At 62.3% G+C, this 7,044-nt stretch carries 8 protein-coding genes; 5 read left to right on the forward strand and 3 right to left on the reverse strand.

Annotated elements, in window-relative coordinates; all coding sequences use genetic code 11:
- The 3 genes from aat to infA form a co-directional block, all read left to right on the forward strand.
- Positions 1-471, forward strand: a 471-nt coding sequence (aat, locus tag CC207_RS22350) for a leucyl/phenylalanyl-tRNA--protein transferase (RefSeq protein ID WP_143496163.1), incomplete at its 5' end; no start/stop codon positions are given.
- Between the two features lie 57 nt (positions 472-528).
- A complete protein-coding gene (locus CC207_RS22355) occupies positions 529-1,236 on the forward strand; it encodes an arginyltransferase (RefSeq protein ID WP_028692388.1) in 708 nt (235 codons plus the stop codon).
- A 104-nt stretch (positions 1,237-1,340) separates the two neighbouring features.
- Entirely contained in the window at positions 1,341-1,559 is a 219-nt protein-coding gene (gene infA, locus CC207_RS22360) for a translation initiation factor IF-1 (RefSeq protein ID WP_002553999.1), read from the forward strand.
- An 83-nt stretch (positions 1,560-1,642) separates the two neighbouring features.
- Here the strand turns inward: infA and clpA are convergent, their stop codons facing one another.
- On the reverse strand, positions 1,643-3,913 hold the full coding sequence (gene clpA, locus CC207_RS22365) for an ATP-dependent Clp protease ATP-binding subunit ClpA (protein WP_028692389.1): 2,271 nt from the start codon (positions 3,911-3,913) through the stop codon (positions 1,643-1,645).
- A gap of 30 nt (positions 3,914-3,943) precedes the next feature.
- Positions 3,944-4,318, reverse strand: coding sequence for an ATP-dependent Clp protease adapter ClpS (gene clpS, locus CC207_RS22370; RefSeq protein ID WP_028692390.1), 375 nt, complete (start codon positions 4,316-4,318; stop codon positions 3,944-3,946).
- 231 nt (positions 4,319-4,549) lie between these two features.
- On the opposite strand from clpS, the gene cspD reads away from it, so the two are divergent.
- Positions 4,550-4,804, forward strand: a complete 255-nt coding sequence (cspD, locus tag CC207_RS22375; RefSeq protein WP_036986657.1) for a cold shock domain-containing protein CspD — start codon at positions 4,550-4,552, stop codon at positions 4,802-4,804.
- A gap of 78 nt (positions 4,805-4,882) precedes the next feature.
- On the opposite strand, the gene icd is transcribed toward cspD, so the two are convergent.
- The gene (icd, locus tag CC207_RS22380; protein WP_028692392.1) at positions 4,883-6,139 is read right to left on the reverse strand and encodes an NADP-dependent isocitrate dehydrogenase; all 1,257 of its coding nucleotides are present in this window, start codon (positions 6,137-6,139) and stop codon (positions 4,883-4,885) included.
- A gap of 460 nt (positions 6,140-6,599) precedes the next feature.
- On the opposite strand from icd, the gene CC207_RS27920 reads away from it, so the two are divergent.
- A partial coding sequence (locus tag CC207_RS27920; protein ID WP_371916504.1) for an NADP-dependent isocitrate dehydrogenase occupies positions 6,600-7,044 on the forward strand: 445 nt, incomplete at its 3' end.

The raw sequence follows: 7,044 nt of genomic DNA on the forward strand, positions 1-7,044 counted from the left end.
CTGCACGTCTCGCGCTCGCTGGCCAAGCTGATCCGCCAGGGCCGCTACCAGGTGAGCTTCGACAGCGATTTCGCGGCGGTGATCGCCGCCTGCGCCGCGCCGCGGAACTATGCCGACGGCACCTGGATCACCGACAACATGCGCGCCGCCTACTGCGAGCTGCACCGCCGCGGCATCGCCCATTCGGTGGAGGTGCGTCGCGACGGCGAGCTGGTCGGCGGCCTCTACGGCCTGGCCATGGGTCGGCTGTTCTTCGGCGAATCGATGTTCAGCCGCGCCGACAACGCCTCCAAGGTGGGCTTCGTGACCTTGGTCGAACACCTCAGGCAGGCCGGCTTCGTGCTGATCGACTGCCAGATGCCCACCGACCACCTGCACAGCCTGGGCGCCCGCGCCATCAGCCGAGTCGAGTTCGCCAACCACCTGGCGCGGTACCTGGATCAGCCCAGCAGCGCCAACTGGGTTGCCTAGGCGAGTTCCCGGAGCTGGCTTACACTTAGAGACAACGTCTCACCTAAGGGGTTGATCATGACAGAGCTGGCGCGGTTGAAGTTCTATGCCACTCAACCCCACTCCTGCAGCTACCTGCCGGATGAGCAGGCGACCACGCTGTTTCTCGACCCGAGCCAGCCGATGGACGTGCACGTCTATGCCGACCTGTCGGAGATGGGCTTTCGCCGCAGCGGCGATCACCTCTATCGCCCGCATTGCCAGCAATGCAACGCCTGCGTGCCGGCGCGCATCCCGGCGGCGCGCTTCATTCCCAACCGCCAGCAGCGCCGAATCCTCAAGCGCAACGCCGACCTGACCGTTACCGCCGCCCGCCCGTCCTTCAAGGAAGAATACTTCGACCTGTACCGGCGCTATATCGAGCAGCGCCACGCCGACGGCGACATGTACCCGCCCAGCCGCGACCAGTTCTCCACCTTCCTGGTCCGCGACCTGCCGTTCTGCTGGTTCTACGAGTTCCGCCTGGAGGGCCGGCTGCTGGCCGTGGCGGTGTGCGACCTGCTGCCCAATGGGCTGTCAGCGGTGTACACCTTCTACGAGCCCGACGAGGAGCGCCGCAGCCTGGGGCGCTATGCCATCCTCTGGCAGATCACCGAGGCCCTGCGCCAGGACCTCGAGGCGGTGTACCTCGGTTACTGGATCAAGAACTGCAAGAAAATGAATTACAAAACCCAGTATCGCCCCATCGAACTGCTGATCAACCAGCGCTGGGTCACCCTCAACTGAAAGGCATTGGCTTGAAACACAAATTTCGGGCATAATCCACGCCACTTTTTTTGCCCGGTGCAGTCGTGCGTCGGGCCATCACTGGATACCGAGGGCTTTACTGCATGTCGAAAGAAGACAGCTTCGAAATGGAAGGCACTGTCGTCGACACCCTGCCCAACACCATGTTCCGCGTGGAGTTGGAAAACGGGCACGTCGTTACCGCGCATATCTCTGGCAAAATGCGCAAGAACTACATCCGTATTCTCACTGGCGACAAGGTCCGCGTCGAACTGACGCCGTATGACCTGAGCAAGGGCCGCATCACCTACCGTGCGCGCTAAGCTCCAGCCATGAAAAAGCCCGGCCAATGTGCCGGGCTTTTTTGTGGGCTTCCATAAAACGGGGCTGCTGTGCAGCCCCAGCCTTACGCGACTTCAGCCGTGGTCTCGTAATCGAACACCAGCTCGCCATCGCGCAGGTCGATATGCACCACACCACCGTGCTCGGCCAGCTCGCCAAACAGGATCTCCTCGGCCAGCGGCCGCTTGATCTTGTCCTGGATCAGCCGCGCCATCGGCCGTGCGCCCATCTGCACGTCGTAGCCCGAGGCCGCCAGCCAGCCGCGGGCGGCGTCGGTGACCTCCAGCAGCACACGCTTGTCTTCCAGCTGCGCCTGCAGTTCGATGAGGAACTTGTCGACGATGCTCTTGATCGTCTCGTGGGACAGGCGGCCGAACTGGATGATGGTATCCAGGCGGTTGCGGAACTCCGGCGTGAAGCTCTTGCGGATGACCTCCATCGCGTCGGACGAGTGGTCCTGGTGGGTGAAGCCGATCGAGGCCCGCGCGGCGGTTTCGGCGCCGGCGTTGGTGGTCATGATCAGGATCACGTTGCGGAAGTCCGCCTTGCGCCCGTTGTTGTCGGTCAGGGTCCCGTGATCCATTACCTGCAGCAGCAGGTTGAAGACTTCCGGGTGGGCCTTCTCGATCTCGTCGAGCAGCAGCACGCAGTGCGGTTGCTTGGTGATGGCCTCGGTCAGCAGACCGCCCTGGTCGAACCCGACATAGCCGGGCGGCGCACCGATCAGGCGCGACACGGTATGCCGCTCCATGTACTCGGACATGTCGAAGCGCACCAGTTCCACGCCCAGGGCCTTGGCCAGCTGACGGGCGGCCTCGGTCTTGCCCACGCCGGTGGGGCCGGCGAACAGGAACGAGCCGACTGGCTTGTCCGGCGCCTTGAGGCCGGCACGGGACAGCTTGATGGCGGTGGCCAGCGAGTCGATCGCCGCATCCTGGCCGAACACGGTCAGTTTCAGGTCACGCTCGAGGTTGCGCAGCAGCTCCTTGTCGGAGCTGGTGACGTGCTTCGGCGGAATCCGCGCGATCTTGGCGACGATATCCTCGACCTGCGGCACGTCGATGCGCTTGACCCGATTGGCTTCCGGCTGCAGGCGCTGGTAGGCGCCGGCCTCGTCGATCACGTCGATGGCCTTGTCGGGCATATGCCGGTCGTTGATGTAGCGCGAGGCCAGTTCGGCGGCGGCGCGCAGGGCCTCGTCGCTGTACTCGATGTTGTGGTGGCTCTCGAAGCGGCCCTTGAGCCCGCGCAGGATGCCCACGGTGTCCTCCACCGACGGCTCGGTGACGTCGACTTTCTGGAAGCGCCGCGCCAGGGCGCGATCCTTCTCGAAGATGCCGCGGAACTCCTGGAAGGTGGTCGAGCCGATGCAACGGATCTCACCGGACGACAGCAGCGGCTTGAGCAGGTTGGACGCATCCATCACGCCACCGGAGGCCGCACCGGCGCCGATGATGGTGTGGATCTCGTCGATGAACAGGATCGCCTGCGGGCGCTTGCGCAGCTCGCCGAGCAGCGCCTTGAAGCGCTTCTCGAAGTCGCCGCGGTACTTGGTACCGGCCAGCAGCGCGCCGAGATCGAGGGAGTAGACCACGCTCTGCGCCAGCAGGTCGGGCACCTGCCCGTCGACGATGCGCTTGGCCAAGCCTTCGGCGATGGCGGTCTTGCCCACGCCGGCCTCGCCGACCAGCAGCGGGTTGTTCTTGCGCCGGCGGGCGAGGATCTGCGCCACGCGCTCGACCTCCTGCTCGCGCCCGACCAGCGGGTCGATGCGCCCAGCCCGGGCCAGTTCATTCAGGTTGCTGGCATAGGCGTCCAGCGGGTTGCTGGACGACGACGCTTCGCCGCCCTCCTCGTCCTGCATGTCCTGCTCGCTTTCGTTGTGCGAACCGTGGCCCGGCACCTTGCTGATGCCGTGGGCGATGTAGTTGACAACGTCGATGCGCGCCACGCTCTGCTGCTTGAGCAGGAACACTGCCTGGCTTTCCTGTTCGCTGAAGATCGCCACCAGCACATTGGCGCCGGTCACTTCGCGCTTGCCGGAGCTCTGCACGTGGAACACGGCACGCTGCAGCACACGCTGGAAGCCCAGGGTCGGTTGCGTCTCGCGGTCCTCGTCATGCACAGGGATCAGCGGGGTGGTCGAATCGATGAACTCCTGCAGGTCGTGCTTGAGTTTGTCGAGATTGGCGCCACAGGCGCGCAGAACGGTCGCGGCAGCCTCATTGTCAAGGAGTGCCAGCAGCAGGTGTTCGACGGTCATGAACTCATGACGCTTCGAACGGGCCTCCTTGAAGGCCAGATTGAGGGTGACTTCGAGCTCGCGGTTTAACATAGCTTCACCTCATACCCAAGTGGTCGGCGATTAACCGTCCTTCTCGATTTCACAGAGTAGCGGATGCTGGCTTTCCCTGGCGTATTGGTTGACCTGCATGGCCTTTGTCTCGGCGATGTCACGGGTAAACAATCCGCATACTGCCCGCCCTTCGGTATGGACGGTCAGCATGATCTTCGTTGCCAGCTCGCGGTTCAGATTGAAGAACGTCTCGAGCACTTCGACGACGAAATCCATCGGCGTGTAGTCATCGTTGAACAAAACCACCTTGTACATCGGCGGCGCCTGCAGGATCGGCTTGGCCTCCTGGACGGCAAGGCCCGCGCCATCGTCCTCATGCCCGTCCTCATGCGACTGGGGGCGATCCTGATTGAATGTTAGTCGAATCTCACTGGGTACATGCATGGAAAGAATTTCATCATGATCGACAGGTTAAGGTTGTGGGTTGACCGCGCAGGCCGCTCCCGGCGCAGGCGCCGGCTGACCTTGACTATCGGCAAAACGGTGTTACAACCAATAAGAACCCACCGTGGTCGATAAAGATCCGCGCAGTCAACCAGATTTTCTCGCAAGGTTCGTATGCGGATGAAGTGGATGATACTCCAGTGATGGAGTCCTTTGCAGAGGGACATAGGGATGGCAAGCGGTAAAGTCAAGTGGTTCAACAATGCCAAGGGCTACGGATTCATCAACGAGGATGGCAAGACCGATGATCTGTTCGCCCACTATTCAGCGATCCAGATGGACGGTTACAAGACGCTGAAAGCCGGCCAGGCCGTGAACTTCGAGATCATCCAGGGCCCCAAAGGGCTGCACGCGACCGACATCAGAAGCGCCACCAGCAACGTCCAGGCCAGCGCGACGAACCCAAACAATACCGTCGAAGTCTGATTCCCAACCTGTCTGCCGGTAAACGAAAAAGCCGGTCGCCCCTTTAATATAAAGAGGCGACCGGTTTTTTTGCCCCGCTTACATGTGCTTGATCAGCGCCTCGCCAAAGCCCGAACTACCGACCAGTGTCGCGCCGTCCATCAGGCGCTCGAAGTCATAGGTCACGGTCTTGGCCGCAATGGCGCCATTGGTGCCCTTGATGATCAGGTCGGCCGCCTCGGTCCAGCCCATGTGCCGCAGCATCATTTCCGCCGAGAGGATCACCGAGCCCGGGTTGACCTGGTCCTTGCCGGCGTACTTCGGCGCGGTGCCGTGTGTGGCCTCGAACATGGCCACGGTATCCGACAGGTTGGCGCCTGGCGCGATGCCGATACCACCCACTTCCGCCGCCAGGGCATCGGACAGGTAGTCGCCGTTGAGGTTGAGGGTGGCAATCACATCGTACTCGGCCGGACGCAGCAGGATCTGCTGGAGCATGGCGTCGGCGATGGCATCCTTGACGATCACCTCGCGGCCTGTCTTCGGATTCCTGAACTTCATCCACGGGCCGCCATCGAGCAGCTCGGCGCCGAACTCGTCGCGTGCCACCTCGTAGCCCCAGTCCTTGAAGGCCCCTTCGGTGAACTTCATGATGTTGCCCTTGTGCACCAGGGTCAGCGACTTGCGGTCGTTGTCCACCACATACTGCAGGGCCTTGCGCACCAGGCGCTTGGTGCCCTCCTTCGAGACTGGCTTGACGCCAATACCGCAGTCCTGGTCGAAGCGGATCTTGGTGACGCCCATTTCTTCCTTGAGGAACTTGATCACCTTGTTCGCCTCGGGCGAACCGGCCTTCCACTCGATGCCGGCATAGATGTCCTCGGAATTCTCGCGGAAGATCACCATGTCGACGTCACCCGGCTTTTTCACCGGGCTCGGCACGCCCTGGAACCAGACCACCGGGCGCAGGCACACATAGAGGTCCAGCTGCTGGCGCAGGGCCACGTTGAGCGAGCGGATGCCGCCGCCAACCGGGGTGGTCAGCGGCCCCTTGATCGACACCACGTAGTCGCGCACCGCGTCCAGGGTTTCCTGGGGCAGCCAGGTATCCTGGTCGTAGACCTGGGTGGCCTTCTCGCCGGCGTACACCTCCATCCAGGCGATCTTGCGCTTGCCGCCGTAGGCTTTCTGCACGGCGGCGTCGACCACCTTGATCATCACCGGCGACACGTCCACGCCAATGCCGTCACCTTCGATGTAGGGAATGATGGGGTTATCGGGAACGTTGAGCGAATGGTCTGCATTGACAGTGATCTTGGCACCATCAGACGGAACCTTGATTTTCTGGTATCCCATGCTGCACTACTCCGCTTTTCCTGGTGTGATTGGAAATCGTGCGATCCACTGAGCCTAAACCACATCTGCCGACCTGCAAGCTCGCTGCCACGACAGTCGAAAAAGGATCGGAAAATCCCCCTGGCAGCCTGCGGCAACACGCCACATTGCTCCTACGTCTTTGGTCTTATAAATGCGCTGATACCAGTTCACCTTGCTGAATAGCCCAAAGGGTTTGATATACTCCGGCGCGACCATAGGGTCATCGGGGCGAACCCTAGGAAAATGCGGCTCGCCCTTGGTCATGAATGACCGCAAAGCCTGGGTTGTTACCGCGGCCCAGCACTTGACGCTCGACTGATGCATCCACCATCACCGCTCGCAGCCTCTCGACTTTCCGCTCATGGCGTCGCCAGGGCGAAGCGCCTACCCTGCGCACCTCGAGACTCGAGTACGCTCAGCACATAGAGAGTTAACCCGCATGCCCACCCGTTCCAAGATCATCTACACCTTCACCGACGAAGCCCCCGCCCTCGCCACCTACTCGCTGCTGCCGATCGTCGAGGCCTTCACCGCTTCGGCCGATATCGCTGTCGAAACCCGTGACATCTCCCTGGCCGGCCGTATCCTCGCCGCCTTCCCGGAGCAACTGGGTGCCGAGAAGCAGGTAGGCGATCACCTGGCGGAACTGGGCCAGCTGGCCACCACCCCTGAAGCCAACATCATCAAGCTGCCGAACATCTCCGCGTCGGTTCCACAGCTGAAGGCCGCGATCAAGGAGCTGCAAGCCAAGGGCTTCAACATCCCCGACTACGCCGACGAGCCGGCCAGCGCCGAGGAAAAAGAATCCCGCGCCCGCTATGACCGCATCAAGGGCAGCGCCGTGAACCCGGTCCTGCGCGAAGGCAACTCCGACCGCCGCGCCC

Source organism: Pseudomonas sp. DrBHI1, assembly GCF_002205115.1.
In the GTDB taxonomy this organism is placed as follows: domain Bacteria; phylum Pseudomonadota; class Gammaproteobacteria; order Pseudomonadales; family Pseudomonadaceae; genus Aquipseudomonas; species Aquipseudomonas mosselii.